Raw genomic sequence first — 20,525 nt, 5'->3', positions numbered from 1 at the left:
ACGAACCCACCGGGACCAGACCCAGAACGAACCCACCGGGACCAGACCCAGAACGAACCCACCGGGACCAGACCCAGAGAAGGGACCATCCATGCCGGACGTCACAGAATCGATGCAACAGCACTTCCGGGGACAGAAGGTCCTCGACGCCTACACCCGCCTGGTCGACGCGAAAGACCTTGAGGGTCTGGCGCAGATCGCACATCCGGACATCGTGCTGGTGCGCACCGCCGATGGCGGCCGGGAGCGGCAGGGGCGCGAATCCTTCCTGGACCTCTACCGTGATTTCTCCTCATCAGACGTCCAGGCCAGCCAGCACATGACCAACAACGTCGAGGTGGAGCCCCGCTCCGACGGGTCGTTGTCCGTGCGGGCGCGTTTCGTGGCGATCACCACCCATCCGGACGGGGCTCGGATGACCTGGGGCCGGTATGACGACGAGATCGCCGAGCTCGACGGCACCTGGGTGCTCACCGCCAAGCGGATCGCCGTGACCCGGACGGCCATGCTCGGCGAGCACATGCTCGCGCCGGTGGCGGCCAGCTCCTTCCACCCGATCACGCTGCCCTCGGATCGCTGAGATGACCCTCGATACCCGGCAGCGCCGGGATCTGGCGATCGGCGACTGGTTGACCGACGCCGCCGAGCGGAATCCCGCGGCCAGTCTCGAGATCGATGGGACGGCTGTCTCGGTCGCGGAGCTCGAGGCCTCGTCCTCCAGGGTCGCGTCCGGCCTCCGTGCCCTGGGGCTGCAACCCGGTGACCGGGTGTGCACGGTGATGTCCGCGTCCGTGGCCTCGCTGCAGACCTGGTTCGGCCTGGCCAAGGCCGGAGGCGTGGAAGTCCCGCTCAACCCCTCCGGCGGATCGGGACTCCTGCGCTACTGCATCGAGCAGTCCGGCGCCACCACGGTGGTGTGCGGCGCGGAGCACGAGGACCTGGTCCGCGGACTCGTGGCAGACCTGGACCGGGTCCGGCACCTGGTGGTGGCGGGGGAGGCGAGCGGGCCGGCATCGGGCCCGAGCGCATCACGTGCGGTCCGGAATGACTTCGAGGAGCTGCTGGCCCACCCCGCGGGCGCCATGGACCCCGTGGACCCGGATGCGGCCGCCGTCATCCTCTACACCTCCGGCACCACGGGACCACCCAAGGGCGTGGTGCTCAGCCATGCCGCCAACATCAACCTGGCCCGGCACACCACCCGGTTACTGGGATACACGGTGGAGGACCGCCTGTACTCCGTCTTCCCGCTCTACCACAGCAACGCCCGATTCTGCAGCGTGATGGCCGCGATCGAGGCCGGCGCTGACCTGGTCATGCACCGCAAGTTCTCCGCCAGCCGATTCTGGGACATCTGCCGCGAGAAGGGGATCACGGCCTTCAACTACCAGGGCGCCATGATGAGCATCCTGCACCAACAGCCGCCCCGGGAGGACGACATCGGGAACCCGGTGCGGATCGGTTTCGGTGCCCCGTGCCCACCGGAGATCTTCGCCGACTTCGAGAGCCGCTTCGGGGTGCAGCTCACCGAGATCTACGGCAGCACCGAGGTCTCGATCGTCACCGACATGCCCCCCTGGAACCGCCGGATCGGGACCGGCGGCACTGAGTCGGACCACTACCAGGTGGCGGTCGTGGACGCCCGGGACGAACCGGTGCCGACCGGGACGGCGGGCGAGATCGTGGTCCGGCCGAAGAAGCCCGGCTGGATGTTCACCGGCTACCACGGGAATGCGGAGGCCACTGCCGCCAGCTGGCACAACCTGTGGTTCCACACCGGGGACCGGGGCCATCTGGACGACGACGGCTTCCTCACCTTCGTCGACCGCCTCAAGGACTCGATCCGTCGCCGCGGCGAGAATATCTCCTCCTGGGAGATCGAGCGGGTCGTGGGCCAGCACCCGGACGTGGGCCAGGTGGCCGCCTACGGCGTGCCCTCCGAGCTCAGTGAGGAGGAGGTGATGGTCGCGGTCGTGCCCCAGGAGGGGCGCAGCGTGGACCCTGCCGAACTGCTCGCGCGCTGCCAGGGCAGCCTCACCTCGTTCGCCCTGCCCCGCTACATCAGGACCGTCGAGGCGTTGCCTCTGACGCCCAGCCAGCGGGTGGAGAAGTACAAGCTGCGCGCTGAGGGCGTCACGCAGGACACCTGGGACAGTCAGGCGCCGGCATCATGACGGCCGGTGGGCTCGGTCGGTTCACCCTCGTGGAGCACTCCGCGCACGTCATCGAGCTGCGCATGTCACGCCCGGACAAGCTCAACGCGATGGACCGGGAGTGGTTCCGGGAGCTGACGGCCCTGATGGGGCGCTTCGGGGTGGACGACGAGGTCCGCGCCGTGGTGCTCTCAGGGGAGGGGCGGGCCTTCTCCGCCGGCGGGGACATCGAGATGTTCCACGACCTCGCCGGTGATGTCGGGAGGGTGCGTCCGCATCTTCGGCGCGTCTACGATGCCTTCCACGCGGTGGAGCGCTGTGCCGTCCCCGTGATCGCGGCGGTCAACGGCCTGGCCTACGGGGGCGGCACCGAATTGGCGCTGGCCTGCGACCTCGTGCTGGCCGGCGATTCGGCGCGGTTCTCCTTCAAGGAGGTCACCGTCGGCCTCCAGCCCGGTTTCGGCATCGTGCGCGGGCCTCAGGTGATCGGTCGTCAGTGGACCAACTACCTCGCCCTGACGGGCCGGGACCTGGACTCGACCCGGGCCCTGGCCTGCGGGCTGGTTCAGGAGGTCCACCCCCAGGCGGAGCTGATCGACCGTGCGCTCGAGCTGGCCGGGGAGATCGCTGCCCATCCGCCCCTCGCGGTACAGGTGGGCAAGGCCTTCATCAACCGGGGCACCACCGAGGGCTTCAGTGAGTCCGTGGAGGCGACCGCCCTGCTGTTCGGAACGGACGAGCACGCGGCGGCCGTCGCCGCCTTCCGGGAGCGGTCTCAGGCCAAGCGCAGGACCTGAGTAGGGGCCGCTGGAAAACCAGCTCTTGAACGCGGCCGCACTATCCGTAATAATGATGATTACAAATGGTTCGAGGGACGGGTGCGGCGGTGTTCTGCCGTGAGTACGACACCGGTCATCGTCGTTCACCCCGAGTGTTGAAAAGGGACAGACATGTTGCTGCAGAACAAGGTCGCATTGATCACCGCAGGCGCCTCCGGCATGGGCAGGGCGGGCGCCGAGCGCTTCGCCGAGCAGGGTGCCTTCGTCTACGTCGTCGACCGGGACGAGGCGGCCACCCAGACCGTGGTGGACGGCATCAAGGAGCGGGGCGGCCAGGCTGAGGGCATCGTCGTCGACGTCCGGGACCTCGAGGCGTTGCGCGGCGTGGCGGACCGGGTGGAGAAGCAGCACGGCGTGCTGCACGTCCTCTACAACAACGTCGGCATCCCCGGTGCCGCCGGCATGGACCTCAGCATCGAGGACTGGGACGCCCTGATCGAGATCAACGCCCGCGCCAGCTTCTACCTCACCAACTACCTCACCGAGGCCCTGAAGAAGGCCGATGGCGCCTCCATCATCTTCAAGAGCTCCAGCTCGGGCCTCGTCGGCTCGCCGTGGAGCCCCCTGTACTCCTTCACCAAGGGCGGCCTGATCGCCCTGGTGCGCTCCCTCGCCCTGGCCCTCGCCCCGGACAAGGTCCGCGTCAACGCCATCGCCCCGGGATCCGTCGAGACCCCCGGCCTGCCCGGCTTCTTCCGGGCCTCCGCCGAGGAGGTCGAGGAGCGCAAGCAGGCGTTCTTCGCGCAGATTCCGCTGGGGCGCGCCTCCCAGCCGGAGGAGATCGCCAATGTGGCGCTCTTCCTGGCCAGCGACATGTCCAGCTACATCACGGGGATCACCATTCCCGTCGACGGTGGCCTGACCGCCAAGTAGCAGTCCGCCCTCACGGGACCAATCATCTGAAGGAGATCACCATGGAATTCGGCATACTGATGGGCGACCAACCGGTCGAATCGTCGCCGATCGAACACCTCGACTTGATGCTTCGCAAGGTCGAGGCGGCGCAGGAGGCCGGGTTCAAGTACCTGACCATCGGGCAGCACTTCATGTACGACGGCTTCCGGTGGTTGCAGCCGATTCCGCTGCTGGGACGTCTGGCCGCCGAGCTCGACGATGATGTCCGCATCGGCACGACCGTGTTGGTCGGTCCGGTGCACCACCCGGTCATCCTGGCTGAGGAGCTCGCGACGCTGGACATCGTGACGCGGGGCAAGCTCGTGGTCGGGATCGGCACCGGATACCTGCCCCAGGAGTACGGGACCATGGGGGTGAACTTCAAGCAGCGTTACGGCCGGATGGAAGAGCTCATCGAGGTCATGACCAAGATGTGGACCCAGGACCGGGTGACGCACCACGGCAAGTTCTGGGACATCGAGGACGCGCCCACGCACATCCGCCCGGTCCAGGACCCGCGTCCGCCGATCTGGCTGGGGGCCATGAAGGAGACCGGAGTGCGCCGTGCGGCCCGCCTCGGTGACGTCTGGACCATCACCCCGCAGCAGACCATCGACCAGGTGGAGGACCTCATCCGCATCTACGTGGATGAACGTCAGGACGCCGGCCTGCCGCTGAACAAGCTGCCGCTGCGCCGTGAGCTGATGATCGGCGCCGACTTCGATGACGCCGTGAACAACTTCGCCTCCGTGGCCCGTGTGAAGTACGAGGCCTATGCAGATCGTGGCATGGACCTGTTGTCCGACGACGCGGTGCGCAACGGATTCGTGGACACGATCCGCGACCATGTGCTCCTGGGCTCGGCCGATGAGGTCCGAGGCCAGATCACGGAGATCGCCGATCGTCTGCCGATCGGCCCGCTGCTGATCCGGCCGCATTGGCCGGGCATGGATGCGGACCAGACGGCGGCCTACCTCAAGAAAGTCGGTGAAGAGGTGGTCAAGCCGCTGTCCGGGCTCGAGAGCACGTCCTTTGAGAAGGCAGCCATGGGCACGACGGCGGAACTCGCCTGAGCGAGTCCGCGCGGCTCCTCCGGTGGTTCCGCGGCGCGGATTGCTGCGTCGCGGAACCACCGCGGATTAAGAATGCATTGTTGTCGTCATAATCTAGGCGCATCATTGTCAGGGACGACGTTTCGGTGTTACGGTTCGGATGTTAGGTAGCTAACATCTGGGCGGGCCGCGCAGAGCGGTGAGCGGTTTTCTAGGAGATTTTGATGCGTGGAGGCAATCGATGAGCCAGCAGCAGGTCTATACCGACCTTGTCCCGACGTTTCCGGATCCGGAGACCTGGACCCTGGACCAGGTGCTGCGGCACCATGCGTCCGTCCGTCCGGACGCCGTGTGCCTCGACGCCCCGGTGGAGGAGGCGCGGTGGACGTACGCCGAGGCGCTGTCCAGCGCCGAGCAAATCGCCGGCGCGTGGTTGACGGCAGGAGGCACGCCGGGGGACCGGGTGGCCATCATGGCCGTCAACTCCTCCGAGCTGGTCCGTTCGTGGTGGGCAGCGGCCGTCGGCAACTTCGTCGAGGTTCCGATCAACACGAACTACGAAGGGGAATTCCTCCGTCACCAGTTCAACGTCGTGAACGCCCGCTATGCGGTGATCGACGACACCTTCGCCTCGCGCTTCGTGGCCATCGCGGAGCATCTGAGCGGCATCGAGCAGTTCTGGGTCATCGACACCGGGACGGGCCAGCGTGACGCGGCCATCGAGCTGCTGGCCGCCCACGGGTGGAAGGCCTCCCCGTGGGAGGAGCTGGAGCAGGGCCCGGTGGTGGAGATGGTGCCGCCGAAGCCACAGGAACTCGGCGCGATCTTCTTCACTTCCGGCACCACCGGTCCCTCCAAGGGCGTCTCGATGCCGCACTCCCAGCTCTACTTCTTCGCCCAGGAGGTCGTCTGCCTGACCAGGCTGACGAGCGAGGACACCTACCTGACCACCACGCCCCTGTTCCACGGGAACGCCCAGTTCATGGCGGTCTACCCCGTCATCATCGCCGGCGGCCGTGCGGTCATCCGGCCCAAGTTCAGCGCGAGCCGCTGGATCGACCATGTCCGGGACTCCCGGGTGACCGTCACGAACTTCGTCGGCGTGATGATGGACTTCGCCTGGAAGCAGCCGCCGCGCGAGAATGACCGGGACAACGTCCTGCGGGCCGTCTACGCCGCACCCACCGCCAGCACGATCGTGGAGCAGTTCAAGGACCGCTACGGCATCGAGGCCTTCGTCGATGCCTTCGGCCTGACGGAGACCTGCGCGCCGATCCTCTCGCCGTACGGCGTCCCGCGCCCCGCGGGAGCAGCCGGCCTGGCCGCCTCGGAATGGTTCGACATCCGGCTGGTCGATCCGGAGACGGATCGCGAGGTGCCGGTGGGCGAGGTCGGCGAGCTGGTGGTCCGCCCCGTCCATCCCTGGACCTGCAGCAACGGCTACTACGGCATGCCGGAGAAGACCGTCGAGGCCTGGCGGAACCTCTGGTTCCACACCGGAGACGCCCTCCGGATGGACGAGAACGGCTGGTTCTACTTCGTGGACCGGTACAAGGACGCCCTGCGCCGCCGTGGTGAGAACATCTCCTCCTACGAGATCGAGGCCGCGGTCATGGGACACCCGGCCGTCGTCGAGGCCGCCGTGGTGGGGGTCCCCGCCGACCAGGAGGCCGGCGAGGACGAGGTCCTGGCCGTCGTCGTGCTCAACGAGCCGGTGGAACCGGCCGACATCCTCGCCTGGTGCCAGGGGAAGATTCCGGCGTTCGCGATCCCGCGCTACCTGCGCGTGGTGGACGAGTTGCCCAAGACACCGTCACAGAAGATCCGCAAAGCCGTACTGCGCGCCGACGCCCTCGACGAGAGCACTTTCGACAGCCAGGCCGCATCGGTCCGCTGACCGCCGGCCGACCCACGAGAAAAGAGAGACGTATGGGCCTCAACACCGAAACCCAGTTTGAAACGAATGCGCTGCACGAAGACATCCGATCGTCCGTCCGGACGCTCTGCCAGGGCTTCCCGGATGAGTATTGGATGGAGCACGACGAGTCCAAGGAATTCCCCTGGGAGTTCTACAACGCCGTGGCTGAGGCCGGTTGGTTGGGGCTGACCATCCCCGAGGAATACGGTGGCGGCGGACTCGGGGTGACCGAGGCGGCCATCGTCGAGCAGGAGATCGCCGCCTCCGGTGCGGGTATGGGCGGCTGCAGCGCCGTGCACATCGGCATCTTCGGCTTCGAGCCGATCATCAACCACGGCAGCCAGTCACTGAAGGACCGGTTCCTGCCCCGGGTGGTCACCGGCGAGCTGCACACCTCCTTCGCCGTGACGGAGCCGGACGCGGGCACGGACACGACCAACATCTCGACCTTCGCCAAGAAGGTCGACGGTGGCTACTCGATCTCGGGCCAGAAGGTCTGGATCACCAAGGCGCAGGAGGCTGAGCGCATGCTCATCCTCGCGCGGACCAGCCCGCGTGACCCCAACGGCAAGCGCACGGCCGGCATGACGCTCTTCTTCGCCGAGATGGACCGGGAGAAGGTCTCGATCCGGCCGATCCCGAAGATGGGACGCAACGCGGTCGACACCAACGAGCTGTTCATCGACGACCTCTTCGTGGCCGATGAGGACGTGGTGGGTGAGGTCGGCCACGGTTTCCGTGCCATCCTCGGAGGGCTCAACGCCGAGCGGGTGATCTCCGCGAATGCTGCCCTGGGCATCGGCAAGGCAGCCCTGCGCCGCGGGGTGCGCTACGCCAACGAGCGCGTGGTCTTCGGCCGCCCGATCGGCAAGAACCAGGGCATCGCCTTCCAGCTGGCCGAGGCCCAGGTCAGGCTCGATGCCGCCGAGGCCGTCGTCCAGAAGGCCGCGTGGATGGTGGACAACGGTCTGCCCTGCGGCCGCGAGGCCAATGCCGCGAAGTATCTGTGCGCGGATGCGGGCTTCTTCGCTGCAGACGTGGCCCTGCAGGTCCATGGCGGTTTCGGCTACGGCAAGGAGTTCCACGTGGAGCGGTACTTCCGTGAATCCCGGCTGATGCGCATCGCGCCGATCAGCCAGGAGATGGTGCTGAACTACTTCTCCGAGCACGTCCTCGGATTGCCGAGGAGCTACTGATGCAGGCGTACCGTTCGATCCTGTTCGTCCCCGGTCACCGCCCCACCTGGGTGGAGAAGGCGATCGACGCCGGGGCCGACTGTGTGGTCCTGGACCTGGAGGACTCGGTCCCGGATGCGGAGAAAGTGGGCGCACGGGCCCTGGTGGCGGAGTCGATCCGCCGTGTCCGGGCCACCTATGAGGGCGTGGGCCTGTTCGTGCGGGTGAACCCCCTGGCCACGCGACTCACCGGCGGTGACCTCGAGCAGGTGGTGGTCCCGGGACTGAATGGGATCTTCGCCCCGAAGATCGAGCAGGCCGTAGACGTCCTGCAGTACGACGCGCTGCTGGATCACTTCGAGGCGCGCAACGGTGTGAGCGGTTTGGAGTACATCGTTCCGGTCGAGACTGTGCAGGCGATCCAGAACTGCCGCGAGGTGGCACTGGCCTCGCCGCGTGTCGGCGCCATGATCGGTCCCAGCGCGGAGCATGCAGACATCGCCCGCGCCGTGGGATACGAATGGACCCCCGAAGGGCTGGAGACGTTGTACCTGCGCAGCCGGGTGCTGCTAGCCTGCCGCGAGGCGGGCATCCATGCCCTGACCGGCCTGTGGGAGGACCTGGAGAACCTGGACGGACTGCGCGAGTTCGCTGTACGCGGGCGCCAGCTGGGGTTCCGAGGCATGATCGCGATCCACCCCAAGCACGTGGATACGGTCAACGACGTCTTCTCACCCTCGGCGGAGGACATCTCCTTCTACCGGGGCATGGTCGAGGCCTATGAAGCCGCCGCCGCGGAGGGAACCGGGGCACTGCGCTACCGCGGTTTGCATATCGACAAGGCGCACTATGACAAGGCCGTTGAGTGGCTCGACCGCTCCGCACTGATCACCACAGGAGGAACCCGATGACCATGCGTGGACTTTGGTTCGAGGAATTCGAGGAGGGTGCGCACTACAAGCACGCCCTGAGACGCACCATCACCGAGATGGACAACGTGATGTTCACGTCCCTGACGATGAACCTGGCGCCGCTGCACCTGGATGAGGAGTACGCCAAGACGACGATCCATGGCCAGCGGGTGCTCAACAGCCTGTTCACGGTGGCCCTCATCGGGGCCTTCCACGTGCCGGAGCTCACCATGGGCACCACCTTGGGGAACCTCGGCTACGACTCCGTCAAGTTCCCCAACCCGGTCTTCCACGGAGACACCCTCCGGGCCGAGACCACGATCATCAAGAAGCGCGAGTCTAAGACGCGCGACGATTCCGGCATCGTCTGGTTCAAGCACCTCGGTCTGAACCAGCGTGACGAGATCGTGTGCGACATGGTCCGAGTGGGCCTGATGGCCACGAAGCCCAAGGAAGAGGTGGCCTCATGACGGCCAGTACCGACATCGAACGCAACCCGCTCCAGGACTGGGTCCCGGAGACCCGGACCCTCCTGCTCGGCGGCCAGCAGGTCCAACCCGAGGGTGAGACCTGGGACGTCTTCAACCCGGCGACCGAGAACGTCATCGCCACCGTCCAGGGCGCCTCCGACGGCCAGGTGGACCGTGCCGTAGCCGCGGCCCGCGAGGCCTTCCCGGCCTGGGCCGCACTCAGCGGCGAGGAGCGCTCCCGCCACATCCACCGGCTGGCCGACGCGCTGGAGGCGGCGGCTGACCGGCTGCTTCCCTCGATCGTCAACGAGGTCGGCACGCCCGTCGCCCTGGCGGAGTACCTCCAGGTCAAGATGGCCGTCGACGAGCACCTCCGCTGGGCCGCGGAAGCCGCCAAGGTGGATCGGACCCAGCATCTGGGAGGCTATGACAAGCCGCATCCGACCATGAGCGATGTCGTCCATGACCCGGTGGGCGTCGTCGCGGCCATCACCGGGTACAACTACCCGCTGAACCTCGCCGTCTTCAAGTTCGGAGCGGCCTTGGCTGCAGGGTGCACGGTCGTGCTCCTGCCCTCCCCCCGGACGCCGCTGACCACACTGTTCCTGGGGGACCTGATACGCGAGGCAGGCCTGCCGGACGGTGTCATGAACGTCGTCATCGGCGGGGCCGACGTCGGCCAGCAGCTGACCTCGCACCCGGGCGTGGACCGGGTCTCCTTCACCGGTTCCGACGGGGTCGGCGCCAAGATCATGGCGCAGGCGGCAACCAACCTCACGGGCGTCACCCTGGAGCTGGGCGGTAAGTCCCCGACGATCGTCCTGCCCGGCGTCAACGTCCAGGACATCGCAGTCGAGATGCACCTGCGGTGGGCCCGCAACGGCGGCCAGGGGTGTGCGGCGCTGGCACGCATCCTGGTCCACGAGGAGCTCTACGACGAGTTCCTCGAGGCTGGCGCGTCCGCTTTCGACCAGATGGTCGTGGGTGACCCCTGGGATCGGGCCACGAATGTCGGCCCGATGATCCGCCCGGATCACCAGGCACGGGTGCAGGGCTTCATCGACGGCTCCGTGGCCGAGGGTGGCCAGAAGCTGCTCGAGGTGACGAAGCCCCTCCCGGACAAGGGGTGGTATGTCAACCCGGTGCTGCTGGGTGGACTGTCGCATGATGCCCGTGCCGTCCAGGAGGAGATCTTCGGACCGGTGGCCGTGATCGTTCCCTTCAAGGACACCGATGAGGCGATCCGCCTGGCCAATGACACCCCGTACGGACTCGCGGCCAACGTCTGGTCCGGTGACGACCTTACCGAGGGCCGCCGGGTGGCAGAGCAGATCCGGGCCGGCACGGTCTGGATCAACGGCGGCGGGGCCATGCGCCCGGACGCCCCCTTCGGCGGTTATGGCAAGTCGGGCGTCGGCCGTGAACTGGGGGAGTGGGGCATGCAGGAGTACCTGGAGCCCAAGCACATCCAGTGGCGGGTGTGACGTAGCGAAGTGCGAGGGCACGGCCGGAGCATCTGCGGCCGTGCCCTCGGGATGCCCCTTGGGATTGATCAAGGGGCGTGGGCCTGATCCTCGAAACACGGTCTGGTCGCGCACCTGCTCAACAGAGCATGGCGCCGACCTAGCGTGTCACCCGCATGGACCCCTGCTGTGCAATCGTGCACAGCAACTCGCCGCCACGGGTGAACATGTCCGCAATGGCGAGGCCCCGACTGTCACGCAAGGCCGGTGAGAGCTGATCTACAAGAATCCACTCGTCGACCCGTGACGGTGCATGGAACCACATCGAGTGGTCCATGGAGAACCCTGTGGCGCTGCCGTCGCCCCACCACAGACCGTGCGGCTTGAGGACCGGATCCAGCGCGCACATGTCGCTGGCGTAGGCCAGCAGCGCGGCACTGAGGGCGCGGTCTGTCGGGGCCTCGCCCGCGGCGCGGACCCATATGGAAGACCTCGGTTGCTGTCCGGCCTCACACGCGGCGGCCAGCCGCGGTGGGTTGTTCACATATCGCAGTCGAACGCCGAATCCTCGTTCCAGTAGGCGTGGGCATCGTTGAACCCAGCCAGGGCCGGGCCGACATTGGACAGTTCTTCGGGCGGTAGGACTTCCGGCATCGGCGACTGGTGAGAGGGGCTGCTGACGTCCTTGGCGAACGTGAGCTCAGCTGTCAGCAACAGACGGCCCGCTTGGAGTACGCGGACGGAGCGCCAGCTGGTGGAACGGCCAACCCGGAGGGGTACGACGTCGATCTCAACGCCTTCGCTTGCAACCCCGGCGTCGACGAAATAGGCATGCAGGCTGCGCACCCACAATCCTGCCGGGACGGATGCCGCGGCGGCGGCCAGCGCTTGAGCAACCAGCAGGCCTCCATAGGGAACGCCCCAGGTCACGGATGCGGCGCCGGCAAGAAATCGGCCGCCGTCCAGGGGGTGTGGCCGAAGCAGCGAACACACTTCCTCGAAGGACCCGGCAGCCGTCTGACTGCCATGCACGCAGGGGGTCTCGGACTCGTGCGCCATGCGGATACCTCCTGGGTGCGGCTCGGATGCGTTGCATCCCACCGGTGGTGAACTCGTCGCTCCGGTCGTGGTCAACCCACGCTTCTTCTGTGGTGAGCCAGCCGATTGACCGCGCCGGACGTTGACCCGGGCCTCGGGGACTCAATCGGCCGGTACAACACCGCATTGTTCGAGCAACTGCAGTTGTTCGGTCAACGGATCGGACGCGGTCTCCGACGGAGCACTGCCCCGAGCAATGAACCTCACGGGGCGCCACGTCGCCGGTGTTCGCCAAGTCATGACGCCAGACATCTAGACGGCCGCGAGTGGACGTGTCAACCGACGGCCTGGACGGATGATGACACCCACGCACGACGACGGCGCCGCACCTTCCCGGAAGAAGGTGCGGAACCGTCGTGGGTGGGCAGGGCGGGAATCAGGCCATCTGGAAGCCTTCGTAGTCTCCCGCTGCCACCGTGTCGCATTGCTGCCGGTAGGCTCCGAGGCCACCGGCATAGGCCATGAATACCCTTGGCTTGCCGGGGATGTTGGCGCCGAGATACCAGGAATTCGCCTTCTTGAAGAGGGTCATGTCGGCAACTTCATTGACATGCTTGATCCAGTCCTCCTCGGCGTCGGGCAGGGCTTCAGAGGTCTGGAGGCCGTTCCTTTGGAGGTAGGCGATGTGGTCATCCACCCATTCCACGTGTTGTTCGATGGCGGACACCATGTTGGTCAAGACGCTGGGGCTACCGGGTCCGGCGAGGGAGAACAGGTTGGGGAATCCTGCGACAGAAAGGCCGAGGTAAGTCCGGGGACCCGCGTTCCAGTGTTCTCGCAGCTCGGCACCGTCGCGTCCGCGGATGTCGATCTTCATGATCGCGCCGGTCATGGCGTCATAGCCGGTGGCCAGGACCAAGGCATCAAGTTCGTAGTCCGCGACTTGGGTCTTGACGCCGCTTTCGGTGATTCGTGTGATGGGGGAGGTCCGGACGTCCACGAGTTCGACGTGAGGTCGGTTGAATGTTTCGTAGTAGTCGGTATCGACGCAGATCCGCTTGGTGGTGATCGGGTGGTCTCGTGGCTTGAGTTTCTCCGCGACCTCCTGGTCTGTGACGATCTCGTCGATCTTGTCGTGTACGTATCCGGAAAGCTTGTCGTTGGCTTCCTGGGAGACACCGATATCGGAGAAGGACTGCCCGATGCGGAAGCTGCCCAGCGTCCAGTGCTCGTCAAAGACTTCCTTCGCCCTGGCTTCATCTGCTTCCGCGCCCGATTCACTGCTGGGGAAGAAAGGAAGTCCGGTCGGGGTAAGTCGTGCTGTTTCTCGAATCTCCGGGTAGTTGGCTTTGACCTCTGCCACAAACTGGGCATCGAGGGGCCCGTTCTTTGCGGGCACGCAGAAGTTCGGGGAGCGTTGGAACACCTTGAGGTCCTTGGCCTGCTTCGCGATCTCGGGAATCGCTTGGACGCCGGATGATCCGGTGCCGATGACTCCGACGCGCATGCCGGTGAAATCGACGCCCTCGTGCGGCCAATTGCCAGTGTGGTAGACGGCACCGTTGAAGTCGTCCAGACCTTCGAGGTCTGGAACGTTTGGAACAGAGAGACATCCGGTGGCCATGATGCAGTAGCGGGCCTTGGTCAGCTGCCCACCCTCTGGGCCGACCGAGGTGATCTGCCACAGATTGTCCGATTCGTCATAGACCGCTGAAGCAACAGTGGTCTCGAAGCGGATGTCCTTTCGCAGGTCATAACGGTCGGTCACGTGGTTCATATACGCCATCAACTCGTGCTGGGCCGGATAGCGTTCAGTCCATTCCCATTCCTGATCCAACTCCGGGTCGAAGGAGAATGAGTAGTACGGGCTTTCCACATCGCACTTCGCACCGGGGTATCGGTTCCAATACCAGGTGCCGCCCACCCCGTCACCGCGTTCCAGCACCACGGCGCTGAGACCTTGGTCCCGCAGGCGTTTCAGCATGTACAAGCCAGAGAATCCGGCTCCGATGATCACTGCATCTACATGGTTGGGTGCGCGCATTTACGCCTCCTGAGCTTGGGTTGCGGGTGTGCGGACAGCTTCGGCGATCAGTTTCATGACCTCGGCACTGGCTGGCAAGACGTTGACCATGCTGAAGAAGCCGTGCATCTGACCTGGCCATCGGTGGGATTCCACATCAACTCCGGCCTCACGCAAGCGGTCAGCGTAGGCCTCTCCCTCGTCACGGAGCACGTCATGTGCTGCCGTCACCAGGAACGCCGGGGCTACGCCGGAAAGGTCCTCAGCCTGTAGCGGAGAGGCCTCGGGGTTGCTTCGCTGGTCATGATCTGGGACATAGTGGTCCCAGAACCAGGCCATGAACTCCTTGGGGAGCAGGGTCTGGTTTTCAGCTTCAAGGTAGCTGGGGCGGGTGAAGTCCGCGTCAGCCACCGGGTAGATCAAGAACTGACGGGCAATTTTCGGTTTGCCCTGGTCCTTGCTGCGGAGAGCCACCACCGCCGCCAGATTGCCTCCGGCGCTGTCACCTCCGACATACAGGGGGGCTTTCCCGTGAGCCAGCTCACCTAAACGATCTGCGGTCCAGTTCAATGCTGTCCAGGCGTCCTCAAGGGCCGCAGGGAAAGGATTCTCGGGGGCCTTGCGGTAGTTGACCAGAACAACGGTCGCCCCAGATTGGTGGGCGAGCATTCGACCCAACGTGTCAAAGCTGTCGATGTCGCTCACGACCCAGCCGCCACCGTGCAGGTAGACGAAAACAGCCTCCGGTTCGGCAACGGGTCGGTGGATCCGGATCTCGAAACGCCCCCCGTCCCAGCCGGTCAACTCGATGTTCTCGGTGCTGTGCATGGCAGGACCCTCACCAAACATGGGGGTCATCGCAGAAGCGCCTTCACGAGCCTGCTGAGGCGTCTGCTCCCAGGCTGGAGGGGCATCCGGTCCGGCGGCTGCAGCAGCCATTTCGAGAAAGCTAACGCTTGCGTTGTCAAGTGCCATGACGACTCTCCTCAAGTGAATGCGTCTAAACTCTGGTCATCATATGGAGTCATTGATGTGACGCGCACCACACTAATGATGATCGATGCATCGTGCAATCATTCGATGCATCTTGCATAGATAAGCCGCTCGAATGTTCTGGCCTGTCTGCGGTCTGACATGAACCGTGCCACCGTGGGCGATATTGCTGTCGGGCTCAGATGTTGAGCAACTCCGCAGTCGGAGATTGATGAGTTCGCGCCATCTCAAGGGGCCGCCGAGATCCACGCGACCCTGCTCGACGTGAGCAACTTCTTGACGGCAGCGTGCACCACGGGTCAAAGGCGGATTCGGCGCCGCAGGAGATCGAGCCGGTTCCCGACCATGCCTGGAGCGGAGTCACCTTGCATGTATTGACGACCAGGTCGGTCGGGGTCGGGGTGTCGGGCTCGGGGCTGGAAGTGACTTCCAACCCCATCGGCTTCAGCCGCTGATGGTCCACACCCGCTGTAGGCCCTTGTGGATGTCGAAGGAGTACTTGCGCGCTTTCTGGCCAGGCCGGTCCTTCATGGTCCCGGTTCCAGTCCGACACGTCCCTGTCAGCCATGCCCCATCGTCGCCTTGCCGTCGGGGCCACGGAGGATTTCGCGGGGATCAATAGGTGGGGCACGGCCTCGACGACGCGGAGATTGCATCTGAGTCCCCTCGAGACATTGACTCTCCCCGATGTTGCGCATATGGTCCTAATCATCTGCAGGAATTGTGACCTGGATTACAGATCCGTGGATTGACGTGACCCATCGAGGGCACCTAACATATTCCGCCACATCGAGGAGCAGTCACGCGCATGACCAACCCAACGATTGAAGCCATCGACGTGGATCTCGAGCAGATCCGCCGTCTCACCCATGACTATGCCTGGGCCATCGACACCTCCCATCTGGAGGACCTGGTCGGCCTCTTCACGGAGGACGGCGTCTTCGATATGCGTTCCCTCGGTGCGCCGGCCGCCTTCGACGGGGCCAGCGGGGTCCGCGAGGGGTTCCGGTCCATGATCGAGGGTTTGGGCGGTTGCGTGCACCTGATGATGAACCACCTGGTGGACGTGGCGGGGGACACCGCAACCGGGAAGGTCTACTGCCAAGCCTTCGTCCTCAACCCGGACGGCAGTCGCGCCGAGAACCTGTTGCTGTATGAGGATGCCTACGCGCGAACGGGCGCAGGTTGGAAGTTCCAGAGCAGGGTGATCTCCCCTCTTCTGGCTGCCCCCACCTCACTGTGACCAGTCGGGCAGCGCCGCAGGGGTTTCTCGCGGACGCGTTAACCCACCCCTGACAATGCATTGAATAACCTGCACTCAACGGCCCGGCTTGGCCGGAGGGTCAGCCTCAACCCAAGGAGATAGCCATGTCATTGACCACCGTGATCATCGGGGCCGGCAGCGGCGGCGCCGCCATGGCGGCCCGCTTGACCGAAGACCCGGAGCAGCAGGTCCTCCTCGTCGAGGCCGGCCCGGACTACGCGGACTCAGAAAGCCTGCCGGCGGATGTCCGCGATGCCAGGGAAATGAGTGTCGATGCGCACGACTGGGGCCTGAAGGCGTACTTCTTGGAGCCCCAGGACGCCCGTGAGGCCATGCCGTACCCGCGCGGCCGCGTGGTCGGGGGCTCCTCATCCGTCAATGCCGCGATTGCCCAGCGGGCCACCAAGGAGGACCTCGATACCTGGGTCGCCGCGGGCAATGACGAGTGGTCCTACGAGAAGACCCTGCCCTTCTTCGCCAAGCTCGAGAACGATGTGGACTTCCCGCATGCCCCGGGACACGGCAACAGCGGACCCATCCCCATCAAGCGCCACTTCGAGGACAACTGGCCGCGGATCACCCAGGCCTTCGCCACGTCCTGTGCCGACCAGGGCTTCCCGAGGGTGGACGATTTCAACGCGGAGTCCTCGTCCGGTTACGGCGCCGTGCCGCGCAACCTCATGGGCGAGGATGAGGTCCGCGCCGGCGCCCTGGTGACCTACCTCGCCGAGGCCCGTGATCGCCCGAACCTGGAGATCCGCGCCGACACCCTGGCGCGCCGGATCCTGTTCCAGGGGCAGACCGCCGTCGGCGTCGAGGTCGAGAAGGACGGCGTGATCGAGACCATCACGGCGGACCGCGTGGTGCTGGCCGGCGGCGCCTTCCATACCCCGCACCTGCTGATGCTCTCCGGCATCGGGCCGCGCGCGGTCCTGGAGCGGCACGGGATCGAGCCCGTCGTGGTCAACGAGGCCGTCGGTCAGAACCTCCAGGACCATCCGTTCTCCCCGATGGTGGCCCTGTTGAAGGAGAAGACCGAGAAGGGCGGGGTGCGTGCGCAGGTCAAGTACAGCACTGGTACCGAGAACCTGATCGACGACATGATGATCTTCGCCGCGGTGCTCGACCCGGCGACGATGAACATCCCGGCCGAGACCAAGGGCAAGAAGGCCCTGATGATGAACAACCTTCTGGCCAAGCCCCATTCCGTGGGCTGGGTCACGCTGTCCTCGGCCGACCCTGCCGTCCAGCCGGAGATCCATGTGAACTTCCTGTCTCACCCGCTGGACATCAAGCGCCTGATGGAGTCCATGCGTAGGTCCTGGGCCATGGTCAACTCCTCGCCGATGAGGGAGGAGATCGACGAGATCTGCTTCCTGGACGAGGAGACCATGAGGGACGACGAGAAGCTCGAGGCCTACATCCGCTCCTTCGCCTCCACCTCCCTGCACTGCGCCGGAACCGCCCGCATGGGTGCGGCAGGCGATCCGCAGGCTGTCGTGGACCAGTACCTGCGCGTACACGGGGCACGGAACCTCTGGGTGGCCGACGCCTCCGTGATGGTCAACGTCACGACCGGTCTGACCAACCTGACGGCGTTCATGATCGGCGAGCGCCTCGCCGACTGGTTCCACCACGGCACCGGGGCGGTCGAGCCTCAGGCCGACTTCGTCTCCGCGGCCTCCTGAGGACCGGCGATGACAGACCACGAGGAGAAGACCATGAACGCGGCACCATCCCTGACGCCGGAGCGCCTGGCCGATGTCGAGTCCATCCGACAGCTGACGCACGCGTATTCCTGGGCCGTGGACAACTCCGACCTGGGCGCCCTGATGGACGTCTTCACCGACGACGCCGAGTGGGACACCTCGGCATTCGGCATGGGGGTCGTGCGCGGGCAGGCGGACATCCGCGCGTTCTTCGCCACGCTCATCCAGAACACGACGTCACGGTGCCACCTGGCGCTCAACCACCGGATCGACGTGGAGGGGGATGACGCCACGGCGACGGTCTACCTGCACGCGTTCGTGCTCAACCCTGATGGCCGCCGCGATGAGTCCGTGGGCTACTACGCCGACACCTATGTCCGCGGTCAACACGGGTGGAAGATCAGCCGCCGCGCGGCCCACGCGTTGCTGGAACCTCCGCCCGCACCGGTGCAGTCTTCATGATCACCCCAGCTGCACACCTATGCCCGTGCCCCGCCACCCTTCCATCGACAGCACGATCCGCCACCCCCAAGGAGCAGTCATGACCACCACCTCATCTCCCGCTGATACCACGACCGACGCCACTGTGCCGAGCTACCACCAGCTCTTCATCGGCGGTCGCTGGGTCGAACCATCCTCCGATGCCAGGATCGAGGTCGTCTCGCCCATCACCGGTCAGGTGATCGCCTCCGTGCCGGAGGCGATGAACGCGGACATGGACGCCGCCGTCGCCGCCGCCCGCAAAGCCTTCGACGAGGGGCCCTGGCCCCGGATGTCCCCGGCCGAGCGCGCTGAGATCCTGGGCCGGGTGGGCCAGGAGGTCAAGAACCGCGTCGAAGCCATGGCCGCCTCGTTCACGGCAGAGATCGGCGCCCCGGCCGCATCCGCCGATGCCTTCCACGCCAATGCCGTGAAGGTGTGGGATGACGTCACCAGCCTGCACGAGCGCTTCAGCTTCGAGGAGGACCGCACCTGGGACGGCGGCACGGGCACGATTGTGCGCGAGCCGGTCGGCGTCGTGGCCACCATCCTGCCGTGGAACGGCCCCGTGGCCACGGCCTCGCTGAAGTTCGGTCCGGCGCTGGCCGCCGGTTGCACCGTCGTGGTCAAGCCGGCCCCGGAGGGTCCGGTCAGCATGATGATGTTGGCCGAGGCCATCGAGGCGGCCGGGCTTCCCGAAGGTGTCGTCAGCATGCTTCCGGCCGGTCGGGAGGCTGGCGAGCACCTGGTACGACACAGGGACGTGGACATGATCACCTTCACCGGCAGCACTGCCGCCGGCCGGAAGATCATGGGCATCGCCGCCGAGCGCATCGCCCCGGTCACCCTCGAGCTGGGCGGTAAGTCGGCCGCGATCATCACGGATGACGTCGATCTGGACACCGTGTTCCCGAACCTGGTGTTCTTCGGCATCGGTCACAGTGGCCAGGTCTGCGCCGCACTGACCCGCATCCTCGTCCCTCGCCAGCGTCAGGACGAGGTCGTCGAACGCATCAAGTCGGTCATGGAAAGCCTCAAGATCGGTGATCCTCGGGAAAGCGACACCGTCCTCGGGCCCCTCGCCGCGGAGCGCCAGCGCGACCGGGTCGAAAGCTACATCGAGATCGGCAAGAACGAAGGCGCCAGGCTGGTCACCGGCGGCGGCCGCCCCCCGGGGCTGGATCAGGGCTGGTTCGTGGAGCCGACCCTCTTCGCCGACGTCACGCCGGACATGCGGATCGCCCAGGAGGAGATCTTCGGCCCCGTGCTGACCGTGATCCCCTATGACACGATCGAGGACGCCATCGAGATCGCCAACGGCACCGACTACGGCCTGTCCGGGGCCGTCTTCGCCAAGGACAATGCGGCTGCCGAGAAGATCGCACGTCGGGTGAAGACCGGGCAGATCGGGATCAACTCCTGGACCATGAACGTGATCCAGCCCTTCGGTGGATACAAGCAGTCCGGTCTGGGCCGCGAGGGCGGTGTCGAGGGCATGGAGGAGTTCCTCGAGACCAAGCTCATCATGAACCCGTAGTCCGCTGAGATCCCCAGGGTCCGCGTGGAGTGAGGGGGTCGGCCGATCGGCCGACCCCCTCTTCTGCTCTCCCCGGATGGAGCAGTCCCCAGCGAGTAGCTCCAGTAGACCGCCTCCGGATGGTTCCGGGGGAGGGGTGCGGCCGACACCCCGTGAAACGACGAAGGCCCCGCCAGAGCGCCGGCGGGGCCTTCGTGGGGAAACCTCCCGCCGGGAACTGCTCCGGCAGGACAGGCGTTGACCTGTCAGTCCTCTTCGATGAGGGAGAGGGCGAACTCGGGGCAGCTGGCCACCGCCAGGCGTCCCTCCTCCTCGTACTCCTGCGGAATCGGATTGCTCGGCTGGATGGCAAGGCCGTCCTCTTCGGAGAGCGTGAACAGGTGTGGAGCGTTCATCTGACAGAGGCCGTGTCCCTGACAGACATTCCGGTCGAGATTAATGCGCATCAGTACTCCTTCTGATTGTGGTGCCACTGCAGTGGCGAGCCGGTCTCTGGTCCATTCCGGACGATTCGACGAATCTCTGGTGGGCTCTGGACTGTGCCTATAGGACAGTCTATTATAATAATTAGTAGATACAAGGACGTGTTTCGCGGCAGCTCGGTCT

At 65.7% G+C, this 20,525-nt stretch carries 19 protein-coding genes; 14 read left to right on the top strand and 5 right to left on the bottom strand.

All coding sequences use genetic code 11. From position 1 onward, the window contains the following. Positions 1 to 91 precede the first annotated feature (91 nt). The 10 genes from ACSU1G_RS05725 to ACSU1G_RS05680 all read left to right on the top strand — a co-directional run bounded on the left by ACSU1G_RS05725 (position 92) and on the right by ACSU1G_RS05680 (position 10,896). On the top strand, positions 92 to 580 hold the full coding sequence (locus tag ACSU1G_RS05725; RefSeq protein WP_439278957.1) for a nuclear transport factor 2 family protein: 489 nt from the start codon (positions 92 to 94) through the stop codon (positions 578 to 580). 1 nt (position 581) lies between these two features. Next, on the top strand, positions 582 to 2,174 hold the full coding sequence (locus ACSU1G_RS05720; RefSeq protein ID WP_439278956.1) for an AMP-binding protein: 1,593 nt from the start codon (positions 582 to 584) through the stop codon (positions 2,172 to 2,174). Further along, positions 2,171 to 2,950 (top strand): enoyl-CoA hydratase/isomerase family protein, encoded by a 780-nt coding sequence (locus ACSU1G_RS05715; protein ID WP_439278955.1) that lies wholly within the window; start codon positions 2,171 to 2,173, stop codon positions 2,948 to 2,950. Before ACSU1G_RS05720 ends, ACSU1G_RS05715 begins: the two co-directional genes overlap by 4 nt. Before the next feature lie 153 nt (positions 2,951 to 3,103). Then, positions 3,104 to 3,865: an SDR family NAD(P)-dependent oxidoreductase gene (locus ACSU1G_RS05710; RefSeq protein ID WP_439278954.1), complete on the top strand. Its 762-nt coding sequence runs from the start codon at positions 3,104 to 3,106 to the stop codon at positions 3,863 to 3,865. A gap of 41 nt (positions 3,866 to 3,906) precedes the next feature. Next, the gene (locus ACSU1G_RS05705) at positions 3,907 to 4,959 is read left to right on the top strand and encodes an LLM class flavin-dependent oxidoreductase (RefSeq protein WP_439278953.1); all 1,053 of its coding nucleotides are present in this window, start codon (positions 3,907 to 3,909) and stop codon (positions 4,957 to 4,959) included. Positions 4,960 to 5,179: 220 nt separating this feature from the next. Continuing rightward, positions 5,180 to 6,835 carry an AMP-binding protein gene (locus tag ACSU1G_RS05700; RefSeq protein ID WP_439278952.1) on the top strand — a complete coding sequence of 552 codons (1,656 nt, stop codon included), beginning with the start codon at positions 5,180 to 5,182 and terminating at the stop codon, positions 6,833 to 6,835. Positions 6,836 to 6,867: 32 nt separating this feature from the next. Beyond that, positions 6,868 to 8,052, top strand: a complete 1,185-nt coding sequence (locus tag ACSU1G_RS05695; protein WP_439278951.1) for an acyl-CoA dehydrogenase family protein — start codon at positions 6,868 to 6,870, stop codon at positions 8,050 to 8,052. Next, complete coding sequence (locus tag ACSU1G_RS05690; protein ID WP_439278950.1) at positions 8,052 to 8,942, top strand: HpcH/HpaI aldolase/citrate lyase family protein; 891 nt, start codon at positions 8,052 to 8,054, stop codon at positions 8,940 to 8,942. The genes ACSU1G_RS05695 and ACSU1G_RS05690 overlap by 1 nt, the downstream gene beginning before the upstream one ends. After that, entirely contained in the window at positions 8,939 to 9,412 is a 474-nt protein-coding gene (locus tag ACSU1G_RS05685) for a MaoC family dehydratase (RefSeq protein ID WP_439278949.1), read from the top strand. The genes ACSU1G_RS05690 and ACSU1G_RS05685 overlap by 4 nt, the downstream gene beginning before the upstream one ends. Beyond that, positions 9,409 to 10,896 carry an aldehyde dehydrogenase family protein gene (locus ACSU1G_RS05680; RefSeq protein WP_439278948.1) on the top strand — a complete coding sequence of 496 codons (1,488 nt, stop codon included), beginning with the start codon at positions 9,409 to 9,411 and terminating at the stop codon, positions 10,894 to 10,896. Before ACSU1G_RS05685 ends, ACSU1G_RS05680 begins: the two co-directional genes overlap by 4 nt. A gap of 139 nt (positions 10,897 to 11,035) precedes the next feature. Here ACSU1G_RS05680 and ACSU1G_RS05675 read toward each other — a convergent pair whose 3' ends face one another. The 4 genes from ACSU1G_RS05675 to ACSU1G_RS05660 form a co-directional block, all read right to left on the bottom strand. After that, the gene (locus tag ACSU1G_RS05675) at positions 11,036 to 11,452 is read right to left on the bottom strand and encodes a hypothetical protein (RefSeq protein ID WP_439279403.1); all 417 of its coding nucleotides are present in this window, start codon (positions 11,450 to 11,452) and stop codon (positions 11,036 to 11,038) included. Further along, positions 11,416 to 11,934 (bottom strand): acyl-CoA thioesterase, encoded by a 519-nt coding sequence (locus tag ACSU1G_RS05670; RefSeq protein ID WP_439278947.1) that lies wholly within the window; start codon positions 11,932 to 11,934, stop codon positions 11,416 to 11,418. Before ACSU1G_RS05670 ends, ACSU1G_RS05675 begins: the two co-directional genes overlap by 37 nt. A 415-nt stretch (positions 11,935 to 12,349) precedes the next feature. Next, positions 12,350 to 13,957, bottom strand: coding sequence for a flavin-containing monooxygenase (locus ACSU1G_RS05665; protein WP_439278946.1), 1,608 nt, complete (start codon positions 13,955 to 13,957; stop codon positions 12,350 to 12,352). Beyond that, complete coding sequence (locus ACSU1G_RS05660) at positions 13,958 to 14,911, bottom strand: alpha/beta hydrolase (protein ID WP_439278945.1); 954 nt, start codon at positions 14,909 to 14,911, stop codon at positions 13,958 to 13,960. It lies immediately after the preceding gene. 826 nt (positions 14,912 to 15,737) lie between these two features. On the opposite strand from ACSU1G_RS05660, the gene ACSU1G_RS05655 reads away from it, so the two are divergent. From ACSU1G_RS05655 to ACSU1G_RS05640, 4 genes are all read left to right on the top strand, one after another. Next, a complete protein-coding gene (locus ACSU1G_RS05655) occupies positions 15,738 to 16,172 on the top strand; it encodes a nuclear transport factor 2 family protein (protein WP_439278944.1) in 435 nt (144 codons plus the stop codon). Positions 16,173 to 16,297: 125 nt separating this feature from the next. Then, entirely contained in the window at positions 16,298 to 17,881 is a 1,584-nt protein-coding gene (locus ACSU1G_RS05650; RefSeq protein WP_439278943.1) for a GMC family oxidoreductase, read from the top strand. A 9-nt stretch (positions 17,882 to 17,890) separates the two neighbouring features. Next, a complete protein-coding gene (locus ACSU1G_RS05645; RefSeq protein ID WP_439278942.1) occupies positions 17,891 to 18,364 on the top strand; it encodes a nuclear transport factor 2 family protein in 474 nt (157 codons plus the stop codon). Between the two features lie 79 nt (positions 18,365 to 18,443). After that, entirely contained in the window at positions 18,444 to 19,919 is a 1,476-nt protein-coding gene (locus ACSU1G_RS05640) for an aldehyde dehydrogenase (RefSeq protein WP_439278941.1), read from the top strand. A 245-nt stretch (positions 19,920 to 20,164) separates the two neighbouring features. Here the strand turns inward: ACSU1G_RS05640 and ACSU1G_RS05635 are convergent, their stop codons facing one another. Further along, positions 20,165 to 20,365, bottom strand: a complete 201-nt coding sequence (locus ACSU1G_RS05635) for a ferredoxin (RefSeq protein WP_439278940.1) — start codon at positions 20,363 to 20,365, stop codon at positions 20,165 to 20,167. Positions 20,366 to 20,525 lie beyond the last annotated feature (160 nt).

The sequence above is a fragment of the Microbacterium sp. A93 genome (genome assembly GCF_051842835.1).
This window is presented reverse-complemented; position numbering and strand designations above follow the sequence as displayed.

Coding starts and splice junctions, on each gene's coding strand:
- ACSU1G_RS05660 (WP_439278945.1), bottom strand. CDS start 14,911: ATGGCACTTGACAACGCAAGCGTTAGCTTTCTCGAAATGGCTGCTGCA.
- ACSU1G_RS05645 (WP_439278942.1), top strand. CDS start 17,891: ATGACAGACCACGAGGAGAAGACCATGAACGCGGCACCATCCCTGACG.
- ACSU1G_RS05680 (WP_439278948.1), top strand. CDS start 9,409: ATGACGGCCAGTACCGACATCGAACGCAACCCGCTCCAGGACTGGGTC.
- ACSU1G_RS05635 (WP_439278940.1), bottom strand. CDS start 20,365: ATGCGCATTAATCTCGACCGGAATGTCTGTCAGGGACACGGCCTCTGT.
- ACSU1G_RS05685 (WP_439278949.1), top strand. CDS start 8,939: ATGACCATGCGTGGACTTTGGTTCGAGGAATTCGAGGAGGGTGCGCAC.
- ACSU1G_RS05715 (WP_439278955.1), top strand. CDS start 2,171: ATGACGGCCGGTGGGCTCGGTCGGTTCACCCTCGTGGAGCACTCCGCG.
- ACSU1G_RS05725 (WP_439278957.1), top strand. CDS start 92: ATGCCGGACGTCACAGAATCGATGCAACAGCACTTCCGGGGACAGAAG.
- ACSU1G_RS05695 (WP_439278951.1), top strand. CDS start 6,868: ATGGGCCTCAACACCGAAACCCAGTTTGAAACGAATGCGCTGCACGAA.
- ACSU1G_RS05650 (WP_439278943.1), top strand. CDS start 16,298: ATGTCATTGACCACCGTGATCATCGGGGCCGGCAGCGGCGGCGCCGCC.
- ACSU1G_RS05705 (WP_439278953.1), top strand. CDS start 3,907: ATGGAATTCGGCATACTGATGGGCGACCAACCGGTCGAATCGTCGCCG.
- ACSU1G_RS05700 (WP_439278952.1), top strand. CDS start 5,180: ATGAGCCAGCAGCAGGTCTATACCGACCTTGTCCCGACGTTTCCGGAT.
- ACSU1G_RS05665 (WP_439278946.1), bottom strand. CDS start 13,957: ATGCGCGCACCCAACCATGTAGATGCAGTGATCATCGGAGCCGGATTC.
- ACSU1G_RS05690 (WP_439278950.1), top strand. CDS start 8,052: ATGCAGGCGTACCGTTCGATCCTGTTCGTCCCCGGTCACCGCCCCACC.
- ACSU1G_RS05720 (WP_439278956.1), top strand. CDS start 582: ATGACCCTCGATACCCGGCAGCGCCGGGATCTGGCGATCGGCGACTGG.
- ACSU1G_RS05670 (WP_439278947.1), bottom strand. CDS start 11,934: ATGGCGCACGAGTCCGAGACCCCCTGCGTGCATGGCAGTCAGACGGCT.
- ACSU1G_RS05710 (WP_439278954.1), top strand. CDS start 3,104: ATGTTGCTGCAGAACAAGGTCGCATTGATCACCGCAGGCGCCTCCGGC.
- ACSU1G_RS05640 (WP_439278941.1), top strand. CDS start 18,444: ATGACCACCACCTCATCTCCCGCTGATACCACGACCGACGCCACTGTG.
- ACSU1G_RS05655 (WP_439278944.1), top strand. CDS start 15,738: ATGACCAACCCAACGATTGAAGCCATCGACGTGGATCTCGAGCAGATC.